Source organism: Clostridium oryzae (assembly GCF_002029235.1).
GTDB classification, from domain to species: Bacteria; Bacillota; Clostridia; order Clostridiales; family Clostridiaceae; genus Clostridium_AE; species Clostridium_AE oryzae.
The window spans coordinates 95,305-119,148 of record NZ_MZGV01000003.1 but is presented as its reverse complement, the minus strand read 5'-3'; the positions used below and the strand labels follow the sequence as shown (position 1 = coordinate 119,148).

At 33.0% G+C, this 23,844-nt stretch carries 25 protein-coding genes, 1 tRNA gene, 1 other RNA gene and 1 riboswitch; of the genes, 2 read left to right on the top strand and 25 right to left on the bottom strand.

Annotated features, from left to right (window positions below):
• Positions 1-230 precede the first annotated feature (230 nt).
• From CLORY_RS02755 to CLORY_RS02700, 12 genes are all read right to left on the bottom strand, one after another.
• On the bottom strand, positions 231-1,403 hold the full coding sequence (locus tag CLORY_RS02755) for a phosphoribosylaminoimidazolecarboxamide formyltransferase (RefSeq protein ID WP_079421985.1): 1,173 nt from the start codon (positions 1,401-1,403) through the stop codon (positions 231-233).
• Between the two features lie 53 nt (positions 1,404-1,456).
• Positions 1,457-1,537, bottom strand: a riboswitch (ZMP/ZTP riboswitch).
• A 48-nt stretch (positions 1,538-1,585) separates the two neighbouring features.
• Complete coding sequence (locus CLORY_RS02750) at positions 1,586-2,317, bottom strand: ABC transporter permease (protein WP_341456627.1); 732 nt, start codon at positions 2,315-2,317, stop codon at positions 1,586-1,588.
• A gap of 50 nt (positions 2,318-2,367) precedes the next feature.
• Complete coding sequence (locus tag CLORY_RS02745) at positions 2,368-3,171, bottom strand: ABC transporter permease (protein ID WP_079421984.1); 804 nt, start codon at positions 3,169-3,171, stop codon at positions 2,368-2,370.
• Positions 3,168-3,971 (bottom strand): ABC transporter ATP-binding protein, encoded by an 804-nt coding sequence (locus CLORY_RS02740; protein WP_079421983.1) that lies wholly within the window; start codon positions 3,969-3,971, stop codon positions 3,168-3,170. The genes CLORY_RS02745 and CLORY_RS02740 overlap by 4 nt, the downstream gene beginning before the upstream one ends.
• A 388-nt stretch (positions 3,972-4,359) precedes the next feature.
• Entirely contained in the window at positions 4,360-4,614 is a 255-nt protein-coding gene (locus tag CLORY_RS02735) for a pro-sigmaK processing inhibitor BofA family protein (protein WP_079421982.1), read from the bottom strand.
• A gap of 139 nt (positions 4,615-4,753) precedes the next feature.
• Complete coding sequence (locus CLORY_RS02730) at positions 4,754-5,023, bottom strand: YaaL family protein (RefSeq protein WP_242954310.1); 270 nt, start codon at positions 5,021-5,023, stop codon at positions 4,754-4,756.
• A gap of 177 nt (positions 5,024-5,200) precedes the next feature.
• Positions 5,201-6,481 (bottom strand): MFS transporter, encoded by a 1,281-nt coding sequence (locus CLORY_RS02725; RefSeq protein WP_079421981.1) that lies wholly within the window; start codon positions 6,479-6,481, stop codon positions 5,201-5,203.
• Between the two features lie 18 nt (positions 6,482-6,499).
• Positions 6,500-7,096, bottom strand: a complete 597-nt coding sequence (gene recR / locus CLORY_RS02720; protein ID WP_079421980.1) for a recombination mediator RecR — start codon at positions 7,094-7,096, stop codon at positions 6,500-6,502.
• A gap of 65 nt (positions 7,097-7,161) precedes the next feature.
• On the bottom strand, positions 7,162-7,500 hold the full coding sequence (locus tag CLORY_RS02715) for a YbaB/EbfC family nucleoid-associated protein (RefSeq protein WP_079422003.1): 339 nt from the start codon (positions 7,498-7,500) through the stop codon (positions 7,162-7,164).
• 256 nt (positions 7,501-7,756) lie between these two features.
• Positions 7,757-9,376 (bottom strand): DNA polymerase III subunit gamma/tau, encoded by a 1,620-nt coding sequence (gene dnaX, locus CLORY_RS02710; protein ID WP_079421979.1) that lies wholly within the window; start codon positions 9,374-9,376, stop codon positions 7,757-7,759.
• A gap of 141 nt (positions 9,377-9,517) precedes the next feature.
• Positions 9,518-9,784, bottom strand: an RNA gene (gene ffs, locus CLORY_RS02705) — signal recognition particle sRNA large type.
• Positions 9,785-9,795: 11 nt separating this feature from the next.
• Positions 9,796-9,885, bottom strand: a tRNA-Ser gene (locus tag CLORY_RS02700).
• Between the two features lie 234 nt (positions 9,886-10,119).
• Here CLORY_RS02700 and CLORY_RS02695 point away from each other — a divergent pair.
• Positions 10,120-11,991, top strand: a complete 1,872-nt coding sequence (locus CLORY_RS02695; RefSeq protein WP_169911502.1) for a putative bifunctional diguanylate cyclase/phosphodiesterase — start codon at positions 10,120-10,122, stop codon at positions 11,989-11,991.
• A gap of 325 nt (positions 11,992-12,316) precedes the next feature.
• Here CLORY_RS02695 and CLORY_RS02690 read toward each other — a convergent pair whose 3' ends face one another.
• The 3 genes from CLORY_RS02690 to CLORY_RS02680 all read right to left on the bottom strand — a co-directional run bounded on the left by CLORY_RS02690 (position 12,317) and on the right by CLORY_RS02680 (position 15,099).
• Positions 12,317-13,117, bottom strand: coding sequence for a YibE/F family protein (locus tag CLORY_RS02690; protein WP_079421977.1), 801 nt, complete (start codon positions 13,115-13,117; stop codon positions 12,317-12,319).
• Complete coding sequence (locus CLORY_RS02685) at positions 13,114-14,280, bottom strand: YibE/F family protein (protein WP_079421976.1); 1,167 nt, start codon at positions 14,278-14,280, stop codon at positions 13,114-13,116. Before CLORY_RS02685 ends, CLORY_RS02690 begins: the two co-directional genes overlap by 4 nt.
• 144 nt (positions 14,281-14,424) lie before the next feature.
• Positions 14,425-15,099: a Crp/Fnr family transcriptional regulator gene (locus tag CLORY_RS02680; protein WP_079421975.1), complete on the bottom strand. Its 675-nt coding sequence runs from the start codon at positions 15,097-15,099 to the stop codon at positions 14,425-14,427.
• An 87-nt stretch (positions 15,100-15,186) separates the two neighbouring features.
• On the opposite strand from CLORY_RS02680, the gene CLORY_RS02675 reads away from it, so the two are divergent.
• Complete coding sequence (locus CLORY_RS02675; protein ID WP_079421974.1) at positions 15,187-15,882, top strand: ATP-binding protein; 696 nt, start codon at positions 15,187-15,189, stop codon at positions 15,880-15,882.
• Positions 15,883-16,331: 449 nt separating this feature from the next.
• Here CLORY_RS02675 and CLORY_RS02670 read toward each other — a convergent pair whose 3' ends face one another.
• The 10 genes from CLORY_RS02670 to CLORY_RS02630 all read right to left on the bottom strand — a co-directional run bounded on the left by CLORY_RS02670 (position 16,332) and on the right by CLORY_RS02630 (position 23,786).
• Positions 16,332-17,843: a glycoside hydrolase family 43 protein gene (locus CLORY_RS02670; protein ID WP_079421973.1), complete on the bottom strand. Its 1,512-nt coding sequence runs from the start codon at positions 17,841-17,843 to the stop codon at positions 16,332-16,334.
• A gap of 37 nt (positions 17,844-17,880) precedes the next feature.
• Positions 17,881-18,441 (bottom strand): DUF4825 domain-containing protein, encoded by a 561-nt coding sequence (locus tag CLORY_RS02665; protein WP_079421972.1) that lies wholly within the window; start codon positions 18,439-18,441, stop codon positions 17,881-17,883.
• Positions 18,434-19,114: a permease prefix domain 1-containing protein gene (locus tag CLORY_RS02660; protein ID WP_079421971.1), complete on the bottom strand. Its 681-nt coding sequence runs from the start codon at positions 19,112-19,114 to the stop codon at positions 18,434-18,436. The genes CLORY_RS02665 and CLORY_RS02660 overlap by 8 nt, the downstream gene beginning before the upstream one ends.
• Before the next feature lies 1 nt (position 19,115).
• On the bottom strand, positions 19,116-19,454 hold the full coding sequence (locus CLORY_RS02655) for a PadR family transcriptional regulator (protein WP_079421970.1): 339 nt from the start codon (positions 19,452-19,454) through the stop codon (positions 19,116-19,118).
• A 209-nt stretch (positions 19,455-19,663) separates the two neighbouring features.
• On the bottom strand, positions 19,664-19,987 hold the full coding sequence (locus CLORY_RS02650; protein ID WP_079421969.1) for a putative heavy metal-binding protein: 324 nt from the start codon (positions 19,985-19,987) through the stop codon (positions 19,664-19,666).
• Positions 19,988-20,046: 59 nt separating this feature from the next.
• Positions 20,047-20,391, bottom strand: coding sequence for a phenylpyruvate tautomerase MIF-related protein (locus CLORY_RS02645; protein WP_079421968.1), 345 nt, complete (start codon positions 20,389-20,391; stop codon positions 20,047-20,049).
• A 138-nt stretch (positions 20,392-20,529) separates the two neighbouring features.
• The gene (locus tag CLORY_RS23540) at positions 20,530-21,417 is read right to left on the bottom strand and encodes an ABC transporter substrate-binding protein (protein WP_139375946.1); all 888 of its coding nucleotides are present in this window, start codon (positions 21,415-21,417) and stop codon (positions 20,530-20,532) included.
• Entirely contained in the window at positions 21,410-22,015 is a 606-nt protein-coding gene (locus CLORY_RS23535; RefSeq protein ID WP_139375945.1) for an ABC transporter permease, read from the bottom strand. The genes CLORY_RS23540 and CLORY_RS23535 overlap by 8 nt, the downstream gene beginning before the upstream one ends.
• On the bottom strand, positions 22,015-22,665 hold the full coding sequence (locus CLORY_RS02635) for an ABC transporter permease (protein WP_079421967.1): 651 nt from the start codon (positions 22,663-22,665) through the stop codon (positions 22,015-22,017). The genes CLORY_RS23535 and CLORY_RS02635 overlap by 1 nt, the downstream gene beginning before the upstream one ends.
• On the bottom strand, positions 22,662-23,786 hold the full coding sequence (locus tag CLORY_RS02630; RefSeq protein ID WP_079421966.1) for an ABC transporter ATP-binding protein: 1,125 nt from the start codon (positions 23,784-23,786) through the stop codon (positions 22,662-22,664). Before CLORY_RS02630 ends, CLORY_RS02635 begins: the two co-directional genes overlap by 4 nt.
• Positions 23,787-23,844: the final 58 nt, after the last annotated feature.

The following is a 23,844-nucleotide window of genomic DNA, read 5'->3' as shown; positions in this document are numbered from 1 at the left end:
TATAAGTATTTTATTTTAATTCAAAGTATTCGTATATAATTACTTGGTTTTTCTATAAAAAAATAAGCATAAAATCTATTATGGCAAAGATCTTATAGCTTTTTACGACGTCATAATAATACCTATTTTGATTGGCCAATCATTATTAATCTTATATGTATTATTATATATTGACATTATAAATATACATTCATAAAATGTCAAGTGCGCGGCACTTGACATTTCGTATTTTAGTGATGAAAAAGTCTTAACTTCGAAAAAGCCATAGCTACGCCATAATCATCACAAGCTTCTATAACAATATCATCTCTTATTGATCCACCAGGCTGAACAATATATTCAACTCCGCTTTGTGCAGCTCTATCTATATTATCTCTAAATGGGAAAAATGCATCTGAACCTAATGATACTCCTGTAAGAGTAGATAACCATGCAGATTTTGCATCTGGTGTAAGAGGTCTTGGTATAGTTTTGAAAACCCTATCCCAATCTTTCTTTTCTATATCAGTAACATCATCTCTTAAATATTGATCAATAGCATTGTCCTTATCAGCATTAGAAACGCCCTCTTTAAATTCTAAAGCTAATACTGATGGATGTTGTCTTAAATACCATATATCGGCTTTAGACCCTGCTAATCTAGTACAATGAATACGTGACTGTTGACCTGCTCCAACCCCGATTACCTGGCCATTATATACATAACAAACTGAATTGGATTGGGTATATTTAAGTGTTATCATTGATATAAGCAAATCTCTTTTTGCTTCTTCAGGTATATTTTTATTCTTTGTAACAACATCAGCTAATAAACTCTGATCTATTACGACGTCATCTCTTTTTTGTTCAAAAGTTATACCATATATTTGTCTCTTCTCTATCTCTTCAGGCTCATAATCCTTATCCATTTTTATAATGCAATACTTCCCTCGCCTTTTAGCTTTGAGTATATCCAAGGCTTCAGCTGTGTAACTTGGTGCGATTATTCCATCTGAAACATATTTCTTGAGCAGAGTAGCTAATGAAACATCAACTTCTCCGCTAACAGCTACCCAGTCACCGTAAGAAGACATTCTGTCTGCGCCCCTAGCTCTAACATACGCTAAAGCTACTGGAGAAAGCTCTATACCTTCAACAAAATATGCTTTCTTTTCTGAATCGGTAAGCGGAAGTCCAAGTGCAGCACCTGCAGGACTTACATGTTTGAATGACGCTGCTGCCGGAAGGCTTGTAAGTTTACTAAGCTCTTTTACAAGCTGCCATGAATTAAATGCGTCCATAAAATTTATGTAGCCTGGAGTACCATTTAAAATTTCGAAAGGCAAAGCCTTATCTGCACCCAAATATATTTTTGCAGGAATCTGATGTGGATTACAACCATACTTTAAAGTTATTTCGTTCATTTTATACCTCCTAAATTTTGTTAAATAAAAGCACAAAAAAACCTGGATAAATAATAATTTACCCAGGCGGTCGATAATTTAATCAATCATACTCCCTATGGTAAACTCCATTTCCGCCAGTCATATGATCAAAAATAATTCAATTTTAATTTGATATTATCATAAATCCACTATAAATGCAATCATGAACCTGTAGATTTGTAGTGTTTTATTCCAAATTTCCAAAATATATACGCTGGAATTACAAATGCAACTGCAATTATTGGTGAAAACATGTATGTAGGATTATCATTCCTCCCTATTATATAAAGCAGCGGATAGTAATTTACAAATGCTAATGGGATAAAAAATGTAAATACCCTAAGCACCCATTTTTGATATATATCAAGAGGATACTGGGCAATTTCTCTGCCTCCATCTGTAAAAATATTGATAAACTCCAATCCTTCTAGTGTAAAGAAACAGAAAGCTGCATAAATCATAAATAAAGAGAAAAAAAGAATTGTGCCTGCTAAGACCATAAATATCAATGTAAACATTTTGTCTACTGTCCACGATACGCCACAGGTATTAATAGCGTAAATAAACACTATCAATGCTTGGATCATTCTTCCCACTCTTGAAAATTCCATTCTTGTGCCTAACACTTGGATTATTTCATTTCTAGGTCTTGTCATTATTCGATCAAATTCTCCATTACTAATAATGGACGAAAAATTATCGAACCCTCTCCCAAAACATTCCGCCAGCGAGAAGGACATGAATATACCGCTAAAGCATAATAAAACCTCATTGAAACTATAGCCCTTAATATTACCAAATCGCTGAAATAAAAAATACATGCTTATAAAGGAAAAAAGAGTGCTTAATCCTTGTCCTATTGTACTCAACAAAAAAGAAACTTTATATTGCATTATGGACTTAAGTTGAATAGAAAAATATTTAAAATATAATTTTATTTTAATCAACCTCCCTGTACTACTGTACGTTTTAGCGCTCTGCTCAAAATAAATCTTCCAAGTATAATAAGTATTATAAGCCATATAAGTTGAACAAGCATATTTTGCCAAACCTGTTCAATAGATATATTGCCGCTATATATTCTGAAAGGCACATTTTGCATAGCTGCAAAAGGCAATATATAACTATATTTATTAAACCAATCAGGCATAAGCGGAAGAGGCACAAGACTTCCCGAGAAAAAATCTGCCAGCATGATCATTGCCATTCGAATACCCATGGGGGAAATTGTGTAAAAACACAATATGTATATTAGCATGCAATAAGCTACTACAAGCATAAACGCTAAAATCATAGAAGCGATAAATGCAAATAAGGTATAAATTGAATTGGGCAAATGAAGTTTATATGGTTCAGGCATAAAAAATGCAATTATTAGTATAGGAAAACATCTAAGTACAGCTTTTGACAATCTAACCGCGCAACTCTTAGAAAACCACATTGCATACAAGTCTAATGGGCGGCACAGCTCATAGGCTACATTACCTCCAGTGATCAGATCAAATATGTCATTGTCCAAAAACCAAGTCATAAATAGTGCTAAAAATGCTTGTTGAAGCCACAAATAACTGGAAAGCTGAGAAAAACTCATGGTAGTTGCAGTTATATTATTTTCATAAAAAGCTGAATAAAGCATTATATACATAAGTCCAAATGCCAACTGTGTAATTATGCCTGCATAAGCTGCCGCCCTGTACTGGAGACCATGAATAAATCTTATTCTAAAAAAACTCAAATATGCTTTCATATCTCATACTCCTTATACAGCTTAAATACTATCTGGTCGAGCGTGAGCCTCTCATCTCCACTAATTCGCTTTTTTAATTCATCAAGTTTTCCATCCAAAAGAACTCGTCCTTTTCCTATTAAAATGATTCTCTTAGTAAGGGCTTCTATATCCTGAGTGTCATGGGTAGTTAATATAACTGTAGTTTTCTTTTCAGCATTTATTTTCTTAATGAAATCCCTAACGGCTATCTTGGATACGGCATCGAGACCTATCGTTGGTTCATCCAAAAAAAGTATTTTGGGACTGTGCAATAAAGATGCTGCTATTTCACAACGCATTCGCTGACCTAAACTAAGCTGCCTAGTAGGAACTTTTATTATTTCCTCAATATCCATCATATCCGTAAGCATGTACATATTATCTTTATATTGTTTGTCCTCTATTCTATAGATATCCTTTATTAATTCAAAAGAATCCCCTACAGGTACATCCCACCACAGTTGCGATCTTTGTCCAAATACTACACCTATATCTCTTACATGCTCAATTCGATTTTTCCATGGTATTCTTCCATTAATTATGCATCTACCACTATCAGGATTTAGAATACCGCTCATTATTTTTATTGTAGTGCTTTTCCCTGCTCCATTAGGACCAATATATCCTACCATTTCTCCGTCTCTAATTTTGAAAGACACATTCTTGAGAGCTTTCACCACTTCATATTCCCGCTTAAACATAGCCTTCATGGCTTGTCCAAGACCTGCTTTTCTTTTTGCTATTTTAAAGCTTTTAGTTATGCCATCCATTTCAATCATTTACTATCCCCCCATCCATATTAAATTCTAACGTTCGAGATTTTATTTTACTCTATAAAAAAGATAAAATAAAACTTCAAAAAACAATTGTATCTTTATCATCATACCCATATATTTACTAAATATTATTATTACTTACTTTTCACATTCTTCCTCATATTTCCTTGACAACCTTTGAATTTTGCAGTATGATATTATTATAAATTAAATTGACAGTAAGATATAATTTGATTTTCTTACTAGCTAAAAATATATGCTTTTACCATATAATTACATATTGGCTATTTTAAAAAAGAAAAGCGTGAGTGTTTACTCACGCTTCGTTTATTTCAAATTTTATATAATCAGCTTAATATGCAGTTTTAGCAGAAGCTCAAATAACAAACATCTATAAAATGAGCTTAACAAATAATAAGAGTACTACGCCGGGGATTCCGCAAAAGCCTGCAATGAGAATTGTAACTAGATTTATTCCTATAGATATTCCAAAAAAAGATCCTAAAAAATTGCTCAAAATAAGTAATACTAGTCCTATAAAGCCATTCACTAAAATTTTAGCGGCTATCTTGAGCGGCCAAGTGAATATCTTAAAGAAAATATATAAAAACAGGATTGCCACTAAAAAATATCCTATCATATCCATATGTTTACCTCCGACCTTTATAGTACAAATCTAACATGCTCTTCTAGTAGATTTCATTTACAGCAAAGCAGCTTGTACAGCATGTTGTAGTTTATTTATATGTTAATATTTTTTATTATATTCATAAGATTATAATATTCTATATTACTTCAGCTTCTTTAATTACCTGAGCTGTATTTAGTTTTATATTAAGTCTTTTTGCTTCTGACAAAAGGTATCCATACCTTGCTTTTGCAGCCTCTTCCATATAAATAGCGTAATCAATAAGTTTTGGATCATTTACATTTTCAAAAAAATATCTAGCGTTTTCTAATTGATATACAGCATCGTTTATGGCTTCAATCAACTCTTTCTCGGTTTTTGATCTTTCGCTTTTTTTAATACGTTTTAACATTTCTATTTTATTCAATAAAAAAACCTCCTCTTATTAAAACCATATGAGCAAAACGTTTCTTGCTTTCACTAACTAACCACAAAATGCTGAATCTTTAGTTAGTAAAATTCTGCCTTTGCAAATTACAAAATTTTCTCATCTTGATTATTGACAATAAAAGAAAGTTATATTCACTGCATGTACAATATTTTTCTATCTATTAATAGCCCCTTGTTTGTTATGTCTAGGATCTTTTACTTTAAAATACATTATTATAAGCGATATAGCTGAAGATATTGCAGTAATTATAAAAAGATACTCATATCCAAAGACATCTGCTAATGACCCCATAATCAAAACTATAATAGATATAGGTATCATAACTACACTACTTATAGCAATATACAGGACTCTCTCGTACGGTCTGCAAAACTCCACAGTAATATTGCTAGTAGATATATCCCTAGCACTTTGTCCAATAGAGGCAAAAACAAAAACGGCATAAAATAAATATATGTTACTAAAAATTACTGCCATAATAGCTGCTACCATTGTAACTAGTTCACCAATAAGTATATTGATTTTATGTCCTTTTTTATCTCCCAAAAATCCAAGTATAAAATTTCCTAAGACATAAGCAACAGCAGTAACCGTTGTAAAAATACCTGCATATGAATCTGAAAGGTTGAATTTCTTTATTCCAAACACAGAATAAAACGCTATCATTGATACACCAAGTTCAAAGAAAGATCTAGATATTACAAAATATCTAAAGTCTCTATTACGTCTTAACACATCTGGAACTTTTTTAATAAAAGAATAAAAATTATCATTATCTTTCTTTATATCATCCTCAGGCTCTCTAAGTGAACAGAAACTGGCAAACGACACAAAAAGAAAAAAACTAGCAATAAAAAATAATATACTATAATTATATGGATAACTTATATTTTTTATTATTCTTCCAGCAAAAACAGAACCAATTATACCTAATAATTGTCCTATCACTGACCTAGTAGATAATAATCTTCCTCTTATGTGTATGGGAGTTATCTTAGAAATCATATCAAACCATACAGGGCCAGAAACCCCTGTAGCTAAAGAATAAATAATATACATCAAAATTACTATAACCATTAACACACTTGGCATGCTGTTACCAAAAATAATACAACTTACACCAACTACCAGCCACGGTATCCTTTGGAACAATCCAATTATAATATTTATAGGTTTTTTTCTTCTAAGATTCTTAGTAAGATGAGCAGCAAACAGTTGCGGCACACTAGTGCAGGCTATGGTTATAAAGGGAATTAAAGAGATAAGAAAGCTAGTTCCACCTACCTTCTTTATAAAAACAGGGAAAATTGTATTGAATGCTATAAATATCATTCCTAAAGAGAATGCCGCGCCATCTATAACATTACAAGTAAAATTATACTTATTATTACGTATTACATAATCATTTAATTTCTTATTTTCACTAAACCTCAACTAGCCTCTTTCCTCTCTCTAAATTTCCTTTCTTCCTTCCATGGCCTTCGATAGTGTAACCTCATCGGCATACTCCAAATCACCGCCAACAGGTATTCCATGTGCAATTCTTGTAACTTTAACACCCAAAGGCTTAAGTATTTTTGATATATACATAGCAGTAGCTTCTCCTTCTATATTAGGATTAGTCGCTGCTATTACTTCTTTTACATCACCATTCATTCTTGATACTAGTTCTCTAAGCTTTATATCCCCAGGTCCTCGTCCTGCCATAGGAGATATATTTCCATGTAACACATGATAGAGTCCATTATATTCTCTTACCTTTTCCATAGCAATTATATCTTTTGGTTGTTCCACCACACATATTATGCTCTTATCTCTATTAGGATTACTACATATAGCACAAGGATCCTTATCCGTAAAATTACCGCATACAGAACAATATTTTATCGTTCCCCTAGCATCTATTAAAGCTTTTGCGAATTCTCTTACTTCTTCCTGCGGCAGATTTAATACATGTAAAGTTAGCCTCTGTGCTGTTTTATATCCTATGCCTGGTAACTTTGCAAATTCTTCTATTAATTTTTCTATGACTACAGGATAAAAATCCAATTATTTCACTTCCTAACTATATACTATAGGCTCAGAGATACATCTCTGAGCCCAGATATCTATTATTAAAACATGCCTGGTATATTCATTCCACCAGTAAGTTTCTTCATTTCTCCAGCAGTTTCATCTTCAGCCTTTTTAAGTGCTTCATTGCAAGCTACTAAAATTAGGTCTTGAAGCATTTCTACGTCATCAGGGTCTACAACTTCAGGTTTTATGTCTATACTAATGATTTGTTTCTTACCATTAGCTGTTGCTGTAACAGCTCCACCTCCAGTAGATGCACTAAATTCTTTAGTTTCTAAATCCTTCTGCATCTTTTCCATCTGCTGCTGGAATTTTTGAGCTTGCTTTATAAGATTATTCATATTACCGCCCATTCCAGGGAATCCGCCTTTTGCCATATATAACTCCTCCTTATTCTCCTTAAAAACTTCAATTTTATATTGATTCTCAAGGTCTTCCTTAAAACCATAAGGAAATACATCCTTATAATTATATAACAAAATTATTGATATTACTATAGAGAAACAGCTCCAGCTATTAACTTATACATGCTAAAAAATCGTTGAAACATTCGATATTTTAGCATGCATAAGCTAAGTATCCGCAATGTTTCTCTATACATACTATTCTTAATCCATATTGTTGTTTCTCATTTTATTCATCTATTATTTCAACAACTTCCTCGCCGAAACTGTTAATAAGGGATTCTTCCGGACTATTCTCCTTTTTACTGGAAGCTTCAATAGTGTAAACCACTCTTACCTTCTCTTTTAATATATCAGAAAATACTTCGTTTACCGTCTTGCTGTTGTCATCTTTCTCTAATCTCTTTTTATTAAAAGCATATTGAGCTTCATACAAAACCTCTATAACTCCATTAGAACACCCATTAGGTTTTCCAGTCACCAGAGAGGCATAAATTATCATCAATCTCCTGGCTTTAAAAGTATCCAGTATATCCTTCCAAGCACTTTTTACTTGCTGTAATGTTATTTTACTTTCTGCATTTTCAGTGAATACAGGTTTTACCTCTTCCTTCATTACGTGTCCTTGTTGTTCATTAACTTTTTGAGTTTCATTCTTAGTCTTAGTGATAACTCTTTCACATTCAACAGTGACCTTTCCCTGTTTTATTATGTCCTCTAATCTATTTATTCTTGCAAGAAGAACTTCTTTTGAAGTATCAAACTCTCTTTTACACATCTTCACAGCCGCGAGCTCTAAGTAAATTCTTCCTTGACTTCCCCAACGTGATTGATCTTCCGCTTCCTGAAGTATAGATATATTTCTCATAAGCTCCTCAACCCTTATCTTCTGAGCCTGATCGTTTAATAATTCAATGTTCTCTAAGGACATATCTAATATATCCTTAGGATTATTACTTACTTTCAATACCATAAGATTTCTCATATGGATTACCATTTCTTTTATAAAATTATTTATATCCTTACCACTTAAGACTATATCATCTATAATTTTTATTGCGCCTTCAATATTTTTAGAAATAATCATATCAGTAAGTTTCAACAGATTGTCATTTGTTACTAGCCCCAACATCGATATGAGATTTTCATACTCTACAGTACCTTTTCCCATAGCTATTGCCTGATCCAGAATACTCAACGCATCTCTCATTGCACCATCGGAAACTCTCGCTATGAGTTCTAAGCTCTTATCTTCAGAAAATATCCCTCGCTTTTCAACTATAGCTCTCAATCTTCCAAACACATCTTTGCTTCTGATTCTTTTAAAATCAAATCTTTGGCATCTTGAAAGTATAGTTATAGGAAGCTTTTGAGGGTCTGTCGTAGCTAATATAAAAACAACGTTCTTAGGCGGCTCTTCTAGAGTTTTTAGAAAAGCATTTACAGCTCCCGAGGAAAGCATATGGACTTCGTCCATTATATATATTTTATACTTAGCCTCCTGCGGAGGGTATTGCACATCATCAATTATATCCCTAATATTATCTACTCCATTATTAGAAGCAGCATCTAATTCGGTCACATCTATGCTTAGTCCTTTATCGACCTTCTCACACATTTCACACTTATTACATGGCTCACCATCTTCAGGATTCAGACAATTTAGTGTCTTCGCAAGTATTCTTGCGGTGGTTGTCTTTCCAGTTCCTCTAGTACCGCAGAAAAGATATGCATGAGCTATTCTATTGGTTATTATCTGATTTTTAATCGTTGTAGTTATATGACTTTGCCCAACTACATCATCAAAAGTTTTAGGTCTCCATTCTCTGTACAAAGCTTTATACTCCATCTTATCACCCCATATCGCTTTGCTGTAGATATCATCAAGTATTTGATATCAGTACCCCATAATTGTAAATACATAATATATTAACTATTATACAAAAAAAGATACTAAATTAATAGTATCTTCATTAACAGTTATATGTGACCGTGCACCTCAAATCGTCTAAAAACCTATAAGCGTTACTTGTGCAGTTAGCTCAAATCAGGCTATTCCACGGCACACGAAATTGTCTACTTACCGCTGCTTCCTTCCGGACCTGACGGGGTTCATAGATTTTCGTTGCGTGGGACCCAATTATCAACACCACTTACACAAGCCAGATCCTACAGGTTTAAAGCCTCAATGAGGAATTCAACCCTGCTACAGCGGATTGCAGGTTACAGGGCACCGCTAACTCCCCATCTAGCACGGCAAAGTCTTAATGGCGGAGAGAGGGGGATTCGAACCCCCGGTAGGGTTGCCCCTACACACGCTTTCCAGGCGTGCTCCTTCAACCGCTCAGACATCTCTCCATGGTCTCATATCTATGAACAATATATTCAATTCAGTGACAAAGATTATTATACTATGTAATTTCTATTAATTCAACACTTTTATTATTTTTTATTTTTCTTTATCTGTATGTTTTTTAACTCTGTACATTAAAATGTAATACTGCCCATAAAAAGTAATATTTATTGAGGATTTTAAGTGTACATGATATAATAAAATATAATTTTTCTCAATAACTTGTTATGAGGTGCTTTATGAATTACAAATTGTCAGATCTTGTTGATAAACAAAACATCATAGATTTTTTTCAAAACCTGTTCATTAGCACAGGGCTAAATTGCTGCATAATAGATTCAGATAATAAAATTTTTATTCCTTACAAATACTCAAAAATATTTTCAAATGAAATTTCGCAAAATTTAGATACCCTTACAATAACTTTGGCAAATAATGAGAATGTACTTTCTGATTTAGAGTGTGGAAAAAAGTTCGTATGCAATACATATGCTCCAGAGCTGACATTACTGGCTGTCCCTATATTAGTAAGTTTACATAATAAAGCAGTATTATATTGTGCTGTTGACGATGATTTTTCATCTAGATTAGATTTAAAATATTCCTCAGATATAAATAACTTAATTAATTTTCTTATATCGATATCTAAAATCTTAGAAGATTCTGCTTACAAGCATTTAAAAATACGCAAATATACAAAAAGGCTGTCTATAAATCACAATAGTTTAGCAGTAGCGTGTAGAGATCTTATTTCAACACAGAAACAGTTAATGGTTAAACTTAATGAAATAACTAAAAGCCAAAAACTTCTTAAACAAAATAAAGAACTTTCTGATAAAGTACACAAAATGGAGTACTATGATAGTCTAACAGGGCTTCCTAACAAACTTTCACTTCACCGTACTTTAGATAGCCTGTGTAAAAATGATGAACATTATTCTATTGTATTTCTTGATTTAGATAACTTTAAACCTATAAATGAGACTTTAGGACATAACTGTGGTGATAGCCTATTAAAATTATTATCACAAAGCCTTTTAAATAATTTAGACGAAAATAGCAGTGTTTATCGCTGGGACGGTGATGAATTTATTTTTGTTCTAAGAAACATAACCTCAGAAATAGCTTTATGCAAATTTATGGATAAACTAATTCAATTACTGAATAACCCAATTCAAGTAGATGAACATGAGTTGTATGTAACAGGAAGTTTAGGCGGATGTATTTATCCTCTCCATGGTGTTTCCGTTGAAGAGATAATTAGAAATTCTGATATAGCAATGAATCATGCAAAATCTCTAGGAAAAAATACATATCAGATTTATAATTCAAGTTTCTCTGTACGTGCTCTAGAGCAAATCAATCTTGATAGAGCTTTAAGACACGCATTGAAAAATAACGAATTTGAAGTATATTATCAACCTAGAATTGATATATGTAAAAATAAACTAGTAGGTATGGAGGCTCTTATTCGATGGGTGAAACCAGATGGAACTATAATAGGGCCTGTCGATTTCATATATAAAGCTGAAGAGAGTGGGTTAATTATTCCTATCGGTGAGTTCGTAATTAGAACTGTATGCAAAAAGATAAAGGAATGGAGAAGGAAGGGGCACGACCTAACTGTTTCATTAAATCTATCACCTTATCAAATAAACGATAGAAATTTAATAAAAGTTATCAAGGATTGTATACTCGAAAATGAAATACCTCCTTCAAATATCGAATTTGAAATAACTGAAAGCGCAGCAATAAAGGATATGCATCACACAATAGAGCTGCTGAACGAACTAAACAGCTTAGGCATAAATGTGCTTTTAGATGATTTTGGTACAGGATATTCATCACTGAATTTTTTAAGACTTTTACCAGTTAGCACTATAAAAATTGATAAATCTTTTATAGATAAAGTCTGTGAAGAATCACCGGAGAAAACTATAGTTTGCTATTTAATTTCATTAGCACATAGCATAAGCCTCCGTGTAATAGCTGAAGGTATCGAAAATACATCCCAGTTATATTTTCTTCAGGATAATCTTTGCGATGAAGCTCAAGGTTATTACTTTAGTAAACCTGTAAGTGCAGACGAGTTCGAAGCGCTGCTTGCATAAGTAAAAAATGGTTACACCCTATGTCGGCTAGTTCCACTCATTAAGCAATTACACCGCATCTTTTAGTCAAATTTCCTAATGGCTCATAACTCGGCTACGCCTCAAACAATTCGCCATCTTAACGGAAATTTGCCTAAAAGACACGGATAATTGCTAAACTCGCTACAAATGCCTCCGTCGGGGTGAAAGGTCTAAACGACCTTTCACGGGCTATTTACGAATGATAATGAGTATGCATAAATAGCCCCGGAAGACCATTTTTAATGCCCTAACTCTTAATTTTTACATAATACTTTTATTATATTCCTTCTGTTGCCTTCTTCTATTAATTTTGACCATCAATCTTTGCTGGCTCTTCATCAATTTTGCCTTTACCAAATTGCATCGGAATTATTTTTGCTGCTACTAGTGCAGTAACAGGTATTATTAGAACGACTCCAATACCTCCGCACAGCACCTGAAATATTTCAGCACAAAATATTTTTCCATTTATTATGTCGGTAAAACTATAGTTCAATTCGTTAAAATATATAATTAATGTCATAAATCCGCCTATATAAGCAAAAAGAAGTGTATTAGACATCGTACCAAGTATGTCTTTACCAATATTCATACCAGAATTAAACATACTCTTCCAAGTTATAGTCTTATTAGCTATATATAACTCATTCATAAAAGAACTTATAGATATAGACACATCAATAATTGCCCCTAGAAGCCCCATAAGCATCTGGCATATAACTATCTTCTGAAAATCCAGCTGCACATAGAATGATAAGGACATTATATCTTCTATTTCCTCGTTAGCAAATCCTTGTATGTATGAAAGTGTTCCTATTCTATAGGTCAAAAGTGTTGCTACAAGGACAACTATGGTAACAGAAAAAAGTGCCGAAACTGTTTTTCTATTAAATCCATTGATATAAAATAAAGTTATGGATGTAATTATTACGCATCCAACTATAGTAACTTTTATTGGATCAGCTTTTAATCCTATAATTATAAGTATGATACTCAGAGTAAGAAAGTTAAGACATAATGTAAAAAATGACTTAATGCCTCTTCTTCCTCCAACTACTGCCATAAGTATAAATAGAATTAAAAGTAATAATACTTCTATTGTCATAAACTATCTCTCCTCAATCTTATATTTTTTACAAACAAAACAGATACATAAATTGTTATAGGTATGCTTATTACTATACCTATGCTGCCTGCCAGTGCTCGTATAAGTTCAAGAGAAATACTTATATTCATTACATAGTTTATAGAAAACCGATTTCTAAACATTAATAGTATCATAGGAATACTCCCACCCAAATACGCAAATACCAAAGTATTTGCCATAGTTCCCATAATATCTTGTCCTATCTGTTTACCGGAATTCACAAGCTTTTTCATTTCAATATCAGGGTTTTTCTCATTTATCTCATATATTGAAGAAGAAATAGATATAGCTATATCCATAATTCCTCCTAGCGTACCTATTATTATCTCTGATAAAAATATCTTTTCAGGTGGATGTGTTAAAAATTCCATTTTCTCATAGTGCATACCATTTGAGTGTACAGCACTCACTGCTACTATGAAAATAAGTACAGAAATGCTTGTCCCTAAAATTGTACCGATAACTGCCGCGATAGTCTTTTTGCTTATCCCCCCCACTATAAACATTGATATAGCTGTAAACAATATACAGGCAATAAATGTTATAATTATAAGGTCATATCCCTTTATAAACAAACTAATAATAAATGAAAAGATAATTGTATTTATAGTTAATGTAGCTAGTGAACTAAAACCCTTTTTTCTTCCTACAAATAGAATTAAAATTATAAATAGAATTGCAGTATAACCTATATATGTATCCCTTTTAACATCATCCAGTTTTACTGAAGTTATTCTTCCTGCATTATCCTTATTTATCTTTAAAAAAACCTCAGTTCCCACCTTCAACTCCATATCTATGGCTTGAGAATAAGATGCTTGATTTTTGAAATGAACAATACTATTTTTATATTTACCATTTTTTATTACAGCAGTAACTTTCTGTTTTTTCATAATCTCAACAGTACCGTTGGCACCATTTGTCTGTTTGCTATATGTTTCAGATATGTGTGTTATCCTAGCTATTGGTTTTTTATAGAGGCTATCATCGTTAGACAGCATAAATACGCAAATTAATGCTGCTACTAGTAAAATTGCAGCAAAGTATATCGTCTTATGCTTGTTATCTTTAATAAAAGCGGGTATCAATTTGTTATTGCTTATATTTATCTTTTTTATCATTCCGTGTTTATCTCCTTATAAAATATCATTTCTATAATAACACTTTGAGTAAATGTAGTAAATGAGATAAACATAGCATAATCTAACCGATTTATTTATTACGTCAAATTTCATAACCATAATAAAAATCAGCCTGTTATCATACTATTTAAAGAAGTTATCAAGTAATTCAAAATGATTTTTATAAAAATTAATCTTACCATCTTGATGCATACGGCTAAGCACAGCCGAAAGTGCACTTCTGTCTACACAGAGATAATCAGCCATTTCAGCTCTAGAAAGAGATATCTTGAAACTATCTTTTCCGTGTCTTTCCTTCTGCATTAACATAAAAGCTCTTACTTTTTCCTCTATGCTCCTTTTGCCGAGGCAAGAGAGCTTTTCATTCAGTTCTATAGTCTTTGTGGAAATTACTCTTAACATATTCTGAATCAATATGCTGTGAAACTCACACGCGCTCTCACAGCTGCACACGATTCTTTTAAAATCTAGGAACATGATTGTGCACTCAGAAGAAGCAATAACACTAATTGGACTTCCTTCTATTTCAGCACAAGCAAACACTTCCGCAAAAATTTCTGTTTTTTCAAGATATGCTAAAATATTTCTATTTCCATAACTATCTTCCTTTACTACCTGCACATTTCCACTTAAAATAATTCCTATGCTTTTTACAGGATCACCAGCTAGAATTATTATATCTTCCTTTTTGTAGCTTTTTATATCTGCCTTTATGCAGGACAGCATATTACCTATCTCGTTTTCCTTTATATTCTTAAATAGCGATACCTTTTTAAGGGTTTCTAAATATTCCTTCAATAAAATCAACTCCGTTGGAAATACAACCGACTATTTTTTTCTATTGTAATATACTTATTTTATAAAAACAAGAGGAGTGATATTCATATGATTCGTAGAATAGTTAAAATAGATAAAAACAAGTGTAACGGATGCGGCTTATGTGTAACCGCATGTCAAGAAGCTGCTATAACTCTTATTGACGGAAAGGCAGCATTATTAAGAGAGGATTATTGTGATGGGCTCGGTAATTGTCTTCCAACATGTCCAATGGACGCAATTTCTTTCGAAGAAAGAGAAGCTGCAGCCTATGATGAAGTAGCTGTGAAAGAAAATCTAAAAAGAATAAACAAAGCCCCATTACATGCTTGTCCAGGTTCAGCAGCAAAAAAACTTAACCCTAAAAAAGCAGCCTGCATATCAGTTAATAATAAAATATCTTCAGAGCTTATGCAGTGGCCGGTTCAAATCAAACTTGTTCCATTAAATGCTCCTTATTTTGATGGTGCCAATCTGCTCGTAGCTGCAGACTGTACGGCTTATGCTTATGGAAATTTTCATAGTGAATTTATGAAGAATAGAATTACTCTAATTGGTTGCCCTAAGCTCGATGACATAGACTATTCAGAAAAGTTATGCGAAATAATTAAAAATAACAATATAAAAAGTGTTACTGTAGTAAGAATGGAAGTACCCTGCTGTGGAGGCCTTTCAAATGCTGTAGTAACTGCGCTCAAGAATAGTGAAAAAATGATTCCTTGGCAGGTAGTAACCATATCTACTAATGGTTCTATTAAACTATAATTTATAAAAAAGATTACATCCTACGTAGGCTAATTCCATTCATTAAGTAATTACACCACATCTTTGAGGCAAATTTCCTAATAGCTCATAACTCGGCTGCGCCTCAAACAATTCGCCATCTTAACGGAAATTCCCCTCAAAGACATGGGTAATTACTAAACTCACTCCAAATGCCTACTTCTGATGTAATCTTTTTTATGCCCTATCTCTTAATCTTTACATAATATTTTTATTTTATTAATTCTGTTACCTTCGTATCTTGATTCGCTAAATTCAAAATATATTATTATTTCTTTTTAACCTCTTCGTAAACACGATGTATTGTTGTTTCATTTAGTGATGTATCTTAATATTAATTAAAAGGTATCCACAATTGACAAAATACATGAATTCCGAAAGTGTAAAAAATTATTAATACATGTATCATACTTTAATGTTACAAAATAAGGTTAGCTAAAGCTATAATCAAACCAGTCAAAATAAGCTGGATTTGAACATTTATTACCGTTTCCTGTGGCATACAGTACAATATAATTGCCTGTGAATTTTCCTCCAACCTCTGTTGACAAATAGTGAACTTCTCCTTTCCCAACCGGTATCAAATCACCACGTTCATCAACATATCCAAAACTATATGTGTTAGGCGTAGCATTCATCTCAAATACAACTTCGTCCCTATCATATTTAATATTGTTTTCAACCTTCCACAATGAACCTATTCTTCTTCTAAATATAATTCTTCTTTCATTATCTATTCTTGTAAGGGCTATTTCATAATGGTGATCACAATTTAAGAATATACTTAGTCCAGCCTCTTCCCCATCTTTTTCAAGTCGAAAATTAAGCTTTGTTCTAGCCCTACATTCCATATGCTCCTGTCTTCTGCCTAACCACGCTGAAGTTTCTTTATCATCCAGATTTATTTCATTACCTCTCAAAGTAAGATATCCTTTTTTCTCACCTAATGACCATAATGCGTTGTCCGGATTATAGATGAAATTCCAACAAAAGTCTAGTTTACTGCTATCAAAATCATCCCTAATACTTCTTTCAGAATATTTTATTTCCGGCAGACAATCAGCTTCCATTGTTAAATCTATAGATCCGTTATTCCCAAATATCGGCCAACCATCTTCAGCCCATTTAACTGGAGCTAAAAATGTTTCTCTTCCAAGATGATGCCTATCAGGATAGGGTACTGGCCTTATTCCTAAACATACTGCCCACCAGCTCTCGTTATGTGCCTGGATTATATCTGCATGACCTACGGCTCTAATAGGCAGTGGAAGACTTCGATTTGTTAATACAGGATTTCGAGGACATGGAATATATGGACCATCAATACTTTTACTCCTTGCTGCAGTAAGCATATGGCATTGAGCAGTTCCTCCTTCTGAAATAAACAAATAGTAGTATCCGTCTATTTTATATAAATGAGGTCCTTCAGGATCAGCTCCGCCTGTTCCCCCCCAAATATCTTTCCGCTCACTTATTAATTTCCCTGTTGTAATATCAATCTCACATAAAAAGATATTATGATATGTTCCAGTATAATAAACTCGTCCATGATCATCAAAAAAGAGTGATGGATCTATACCAGGTAAGTCTACCCAGATGGGATCTGACCATTCTCCATAGGGATCATCTGTCCAAACTATAAAATTTCCTCCCTCATCACTGTAAGTTACATTAGTTGTAATTACATAAAAACGCCCATTATTGTATCTTATGGTAGGTGCATAAATGCCAGTAGTATTAGGAAACCCTTTTGTTAACTTAATTTGGCTACTTCTTGTAAGACAGTGCCCAATCTGCTCCCAATGCACTAAATCTTTACTATGGAAAAGCGGTATCCCCGGAAAATATTCAAATGAACTTGTAACTAGATAATAATCCTCACCCACCCTGCAGATGCTTGGATCCGGATGAAATCCTGGTATAACTGGATTTTTGTATTGCATATAATTTCCTCCATCTTAAATTCAATTTTCTTTGCATTTATTTGTCCGCACACAGCAGTTTCATAAAGCTTTCTTCAACATAGTTTTTATCATAAAGTTTCTTCTGAACTTTATCTTTCCAGATTGTATCCTTCAGTATATTATAAAAGTTTCCATAGAATTCTTCAATGTCTTTGCGGTTTATAGCAAAACTATCTCCCGGAAAATTGTATTTTATGTGCTCTAAATTATCTATTAATGCAAAAGCTGCAGTGGAATTATATATAAGCGCTTCTTTAACTTTCTTATCTCCAATTGCATCTATTGTTTTCTTATAATTTACTTCCAAGGTCAATTTATCAGAATGTAATCTGTAAGTCCTAGGTGTTTTAGCTAAAGGCAAATTGAGAAAAAGATTCGATAGATTAGACATATTCCCCATATATTTGTTCTTATATTTTACTATCTTCTTTAAATCGTGAGTAGTAGGTTCCTGCTGAGCTTCTATATATTTCTGTTTCTCCCTATTGTTATGAGGAAGTATAACAAATTGTACTATGCTAAATAAAGTAACTCCAAAGATAATTAGTATCACAATTACTCTATCCTTACTATTCATACCTTTCACCCACTTCACATTTCAATATCAGTTTGGGCAATCTATTTACTGCTAAGGGTATTATTATCGATATAAATGGGACATAGTATCTTAACAATATTACTGCCAGACTGTAGGGTCCATCTATTGCTACAGGTCTTGAAAACCATATATTGCTAGCAAAATATACTCCAGTTATAAATAGAATATAGACAGCAACAAACACACCCCATATAGCCCATACAAGTCTTCTTAATCTATAATAATTTTTAATATTTACATATCTTCTCTCCGCAATAAACCTCTCATTTTTATTTGATGCTCTAGTATAATAGTTATAGCCTAATATCAGAATTGCTATAAATAGTATCCAGTTTGCAACAAAAAATTCTCTAAACAGAAACATAGGTATAGTAGTTATCCATGCAATTACAGTATATAGCAAAGCATCCTGTAAACCCGCTGTACTGAATTGATTTATAAATATCTGTTTGTTACCATCTATTAAATTGTCTATTGTAGTAATATTTCTCTTTGCAGCTTCTATGGCTTTCTCCTCAGTCATACCGCTTGATATTAGATCTGCCTTTTTTGCTTCCAGATTACTGAGTATCTCTGCTTTTAAATCTTCAATTTGCTTGTTGTTGGCATACTTTTTAAACAGATTATTTACATATGACTTCAACTCTCCCATACTATTCCCCTCTCTCAATAAGCTTCTCAATTAAATTACGTGCTATCTTCCATTGTCTCAAAGACTTCTCATAAACCGCTTTGCCTTCTTCTGTAATCTTGTAATACTTACGTCTTCCCCCTTGAGTTTCATCCCCCCAATAAGATTGTATAAGTCGATTTCCTTCTAACCTTTTTAGACTAGTATATAAGGATGGTTCCTTTAATTCATACTGTCCCTCACTTTTCAAGCCTATAGCCTTTATTATTTCATACCCGTAATTATCTCCATCTAGTAATATTCTTAAAATTATTGTATCAATATGTCCTCTAATCAAATCACTGCTTATATTATCTGCCATATTTTTTCTACCTCCAATAATATCATATTGCATATTACTATGTGTGTCAATGTAATATGCGTGGAATAATTCATTACAACAATTCAAAAGTGCTTATAAACATAAAAAATGCTGCAGTAAACTCAAAAGCTAATCAAGTTCTACTGCAGCATAATTTCTCTTACTTATTTATAAATTATAATTTTAAGACCATAATCGTTTTTTTACTATTACTCTTCATATCTTACTGCTGTACCAGAGGCAGTGACCATAAGCATGCCATTATCAGCTCCAAGAACCTCATAATCGATATCTACTCCTACAACTCCATTAGCACCCAAATTAGCAGCACGCTCCTCCATCTCCCTAATGGCATTTTCCCTAGCTTGTATTAATTCATCCTCATAGGTGCGAGATCTTCCTCCGAAAAAGTTTGAGAGACCTGCAGCAAAATCCTTAATGAAATTCACACCGGAAATTACCTCACCAAATACAATTCCTTTATACTCTACAATTTTCTTTCCATCAATGGACTGTGTCGTTGTAACAATCATTTTTTTTACCTCCCAATAAATTTACTCTTTACTTTTGAATTAAAATATACCATATCATACTAAAAATTACTACCGTTCCATCCCCAATGATCCACTTCTTCGTATTTCACATAGATATTTAATGGACTAATATCTAACTCCTCATGTAAGATGTCTGTGATTGCTGCCGTAAGATCATCATAGGCCTTATCACTAGCCTTTCCAAATATCTTTACTTCAACAAATGCTATTTTATCATCTTTGCTTCCTTTAAAATAAAGTTTACATTCATCTTCAAAGGAAACCATGAGCCAACTTTCCGATTTGCCTGGAATAAGTTCTATTGCTTTGCCCAATTTACTTTTAATAACTTCTTCCTTTTCTTCACTGATCTTTACGTTCACTTTTGTTTGAATACAAGGCATAATTATCACTCCTACACTATATTTCCAATTTTATGGGACAATTTTATCATTATGCGCTATTGCTGTCAATTTATATATTAAAAATAACGAGTGAGATAGTTTATATAAACTATTTTCACTCGTTATCTACGATTTATACTATTTAATCAAACCTTTTTTCTTTAAAAAATCTCCAGCCACCTTCGATATAGACTGCTTTTGATTGTCTACCTTATAATTAAGTTCCTGCATAGTCTCATTATTAATCGTCCCCGCTAACCTATTCAGCAATTTTTCAAGTTGAAGGTATTTCTTCAAGGCGGCATCTCTTACAATTGGTGCAGCATAATATGGAGGAAAGAAATTCTTATCATCTTTTAATACTTTTAAATTGAGTGCTTTAAGTTGTCCATCTGTTGTAAATGCATCCGTCACATCCATTTTCCCTTGTCCAATTGCTTGATATTTCAGTGATACATCCATTTTTGCTGTACTTTTAAATTTTAAATTATAGGTTTTAATCATTCCATTGTAACCATCTTCTCTATTAAAGAATTCATGCTCTCCGCCAAAAACTAAGTTCTTAGAATATTTTGCTAAATCACTCACGGATTCCATTTTATATTTACTTGCAACTTCCCGTTTTACGGCTAATGCATATGTGTTATTAAAGCCAACAGGCTTAAGCCACTTAATGTTGAATTTTTTTTCAAATTCTTTGCTTACTATTTCATATACCCTGTCAGGATCCGTCTGTACTGGCTGCTTTAACTGTGCCGTAAGCCCCGTTCCAGTGTACTCAGGATACAAATCAATTTGTCCTTTTTTTAGTGCCTGAAAGCATACAAAGGTTCCACCCATATTAATCTTCCTTTGTACTTTAATATCAGAATTATTTTCTATAAGCTGAGCCATCATTTCTGCAAGTATTTTGTTCTCAGTGAAGTCTTTGGAACCTATAGTGATTTTATTACTTTTAGAACATCCCATTAATAATAATGTAAACATTACAGTCCCGATAATCAACGCTGTTATTTTCTTAAACATTTTTTCTCCCCCTTTTCTCAACTTTCTGTAAACTATTAAAAATGAATTGAACTAGTAGTGATAGTACCATGATTGGTATAGTGCCCTTAAAAACCATATTCCAATCATTAGATTGAATCCCACTGTAAATAATATACCCGAGTCCTCCTGATCCTATTAAAACACCTATTACAGCTGTTCCAAGCGCTGTTACAAATGCTATACTTATTCCCGAAAAAATCATTGGCATTGCCAAAGGACCTTCAACCTTCCATAGAGATTGTATTTTTGACATTCCCATTCCCCTTGCAGCTTCTCTTATAGAAGGTTGTACACTTGTTATTCCAGTATAAGTATTCCTAACTATAGGAAGAAGTGAATATAAAAACAGTCCTATAATCACTGTCCTATCACCAAGTCCAAATACAATCATTAAAAGTGCTAACAAAGCTAGCGAGGGTACTGTCTGAATTATATCTACTATTGTAAGAATAGGGCCTGCAAACTTACTGTTTTTCGAGATAAAAACACCGATTAATATCCCTATTATTGCTGCTAACGATACACCCGCTGCCGTAATTATAAGATGTTCAAATACAGCTTGCATTAAATCCTCCACTATTTAGCACCCCCTTTTATCTTCATTCCTCTCGGTGTAACAACTTTTTGGATTATATCTATTATTAACCCAGCTGCAATAGCTAATAGTGATGCAGGAACAGCTCCTGCCAAAATCATATTCGTATCATAACTAGACAAGCCTGTCCATATCAAGTCTCCTAGACCACCTGCACCAATCAAAGCTGCAAGAGTAGCCCAACTTATTACATATATTAATGATATTCTTATACCAGCTATAATGGATGGTAATGTTATGGGGATTTCTACTTTAAATAATGTCTGCATATCACTCATACCAATACCTCGTGCAGCTTCTACATACAGTTTATCAAGTTCTCTGATTCCAGTATAAGTATTCTGCATAATAGGAAGCATTGCATATGCTATAAGAACTATAATTGCTGTAATGTTTCCCAATCCAAACAACATCAATCCTAACCCAAGCATAACAAGGCCTGGTATAGTTTGAATAATGCCTGCCGCTCCCAAAATACTTTTTGCTATTTTATTATGTCTTGTTAATATAATTCCAATTGGAACAGCTATTAACACAGCTATAATAACAGAAGCTAATGATATCTGTATATGTTCCAAAAGTGCATGTAAAACATCTTTCCAATTTGTATTCATATATTCTATAAAACTCATATAGTATCACTCCCCCATAGAGCCTCTGCCATGAACTTTACCATTCGAGTACGCGTTACGATTCCTTGAACCTTATTTTCATTATCTATTACAATGAGATATTCAGCTCTTGTGTCAACAAGTTTATCAAAAGTAATCTTTGCATTTTCATTTACAGAAACTGTGTAGATATTCTTTTCTATAAGTTTCTCTATTGTTTGTCCCGGTTTTCCAGATTTTCTTATATTCTCAATAGTTATTATACCCTCAAGCACCCCATCATCTTCAGCTACTATCAAACTGTCAATGCCTTTACTATTCATCAATGAAATACATTCCAAAGTTCTTTTATCTTTCGAAACAGTTACTGGATTTTTTTTCATAATGTCTTTAACAGACATGTTACTATTATCAGAGACTGTATGCATTCCAATAAAGTTCTTAACAAAATCATTTGCTGGATTTTTAAGAATTTCTTCTGGTGAGGCTACCTGAACAATGTTTCCTTTATCCATAAATACTATTACATCTGCCATTTTTACTGCTTCTGACATATCATGAGTAACAAAAACAAAAGTTTTACCTAATTTCTTATGAAGTTTTTTCAACTCATCTTGAAGACTGTCCCTAGTAATAGGATCAAGTGCTCCAAATGGTTCATCCATGAGAATAAGTGATGGTTCTGCCGCCAAGGCTCTTAATACTCCTACTCGCTGCTGCTGACCACCAGAAAGTTCCGAGGGATATTTGTTAGCATATATATCCGGTGATAAATCTACCATCTCCAGTAATTCCAGAGCCCTCTTTCTACTCTTTTCTTTTGGCCATTTCAAAAGTCTAGGAACAACCTCAACATTTTCAAGAATCGTCATGTTTGGAAAAAGTCCTATTTGCTGAACAACATATCCAATGCTTCTTCTAAGCTCTACAGGATTTATGGTTTTTATATCTTTTCCATCTATGAGTATCTGCCCCGATGTAGGTTCGATCAGTCTGTTTATCATTTTTAGAGTCGTAGTTTTTCCACATCCTGACGTTCCTATAAACACAACAAACTGACCGTCCTGTATTTCAAGGTTTATAGAATTTACTGCCGCTTTGTTACTCTCATATTTTTTAGTTATATCAATAAGATTAACCATTCTTATCCCTTCTTTCTTTGTTATATACTTTACTGGTCTTTCATATGCTGCAACTTAT

Coding starts and splice junctions, on each gene's coding strand:
- CLORY_RS02675 (WP_079421974.1), top strand. CDS start 15,187: ATGATTCGTAGAATAGTTAAAATAGATAAAAACAAGTGTAACGGATGC.
- CLORY_RS02645 (WP_079421968.1), bottom strand. CDS start 20,391: ATGCCTTGTATTCAAACAAAAGTGAACGTAAAGATCAGTGAAGAAAAG.
- CLORY_RS02695 (WP_169911502.1), top strand. CDS start 10,120: ATGAATTACAAATTGTCAGATCTTGTTGATAAACAAAACATCATAGAT.
- CLORY_RS02650 (WP_079421969.1), bottom strand. CDS start 19,987: ATGATTGTTACAACGACACAGTCCATTGATGGAAAGAAAATTGTAGAG.
- CLORY_RS02665 (WP_079421972.1), bottom strand. CDS start 18,441: ATGAATAGTAAGGATAGAGTAATTGTGATACTAATTATCTTTGGAGTT.
- CLORY_RS02670 (WP_079421973.1), bottom strand. CDS start 17,843: ATGCAATACAAAAATCCAGTTATACCAGGATTTCATCCGGATCCAAGC.
- CLORY_RS02635 (WP_079421967.1), bottom strand. CDS start 22,665: ATGAGTTTTATAGAATATATGAATACAAATTGGAAAGATGTTTTACAT.
- CLORY_RS02630 (WP_079421966.1), bottom strand. CDS start 23,786: ATGGTTAATCTTATTGATATAACTAAAAAATATGAGAGTAACAAAGCG.
- CLORY_RS02740 (WP_079421983.1), bottom strand. CDS start 3,971: ATGATTGAAATGGATGGCATAACTAAAAGCTTTAAAATAGCAAAAAGA.
- CLORY_RS02715 (WP_079422003.1), bottom strand. CDS start 7,500: ATGGCAAAAGGCGGATTCCCTGGAATGGGCGGTAATATGAATAATCTT.
- CLORY_RS02755 (WP_079421985.1), bottom strand. CDS start 1,403: ATGAACGAAATAACTTTAAAGTATGGTTGTAATCCACATCAGATTCCT.
- CLORY_RS02655 (WP_079421970.1), bottom strand. CDS start 19,454: ATGGCAGATAATATAAGCAGTGATTTGATTAGAGGACATATTGATACA.
- CLORY_RS02690 (WP_079421977.1), bottom strand. CDS start 13,117: ATGACAATAGAAGTATTATTACTTTTAATTCTATTTATACTTATGGCA.
- CLORY_RS02685 (WP_079421976.1), bottom strand. CDS start 14,280: ATGATAAAAAAGATAAATATAAGCAATAACAAATTGATACCCGCTTTT.
- CLORY_RS02660 (WP_079421971.1), bottom strand. CDS start 19,114: ATGGGAGAGTTGAAGTCATATGTAAATAATCTGTTTAAAAAGTATGCC.
- CLORY_RS02745 (WP_079421984.1), bottom strand. CDS start 3,171: ATGAAAGCATATTTGAGTTTTTTTAGAATAAGATTTATTCATGGTCTC.
- CLORY_RS02750 (WP_341456627.1), bottom strand. CDS start 2,317: ATGCAATATAAAGTTTCTTTTTTGTTGAGTACAATAGGACAAGGATTA.
- dnaX (WP_079421979.1), bottom strand. CDS start 9,376: ATGGAGTATAAAGCTTTGTACAGAGAATGGAGACCTAAAACTTTTGAT.
- CLORY_RS02735 (WP_079421982.1), bottom strand. CDS start 4,614: ATGGATATGATAGGATATTTTTTAGTGGCAATCCTGTTTTTATATATT.
- CLORY_RS23540 (WP_139375946.1), bottom strand. CDS start 21,417: ATGTTTAAGAAAATAACAGCGTTGATTATCGGGACTGTAATGTTTACA.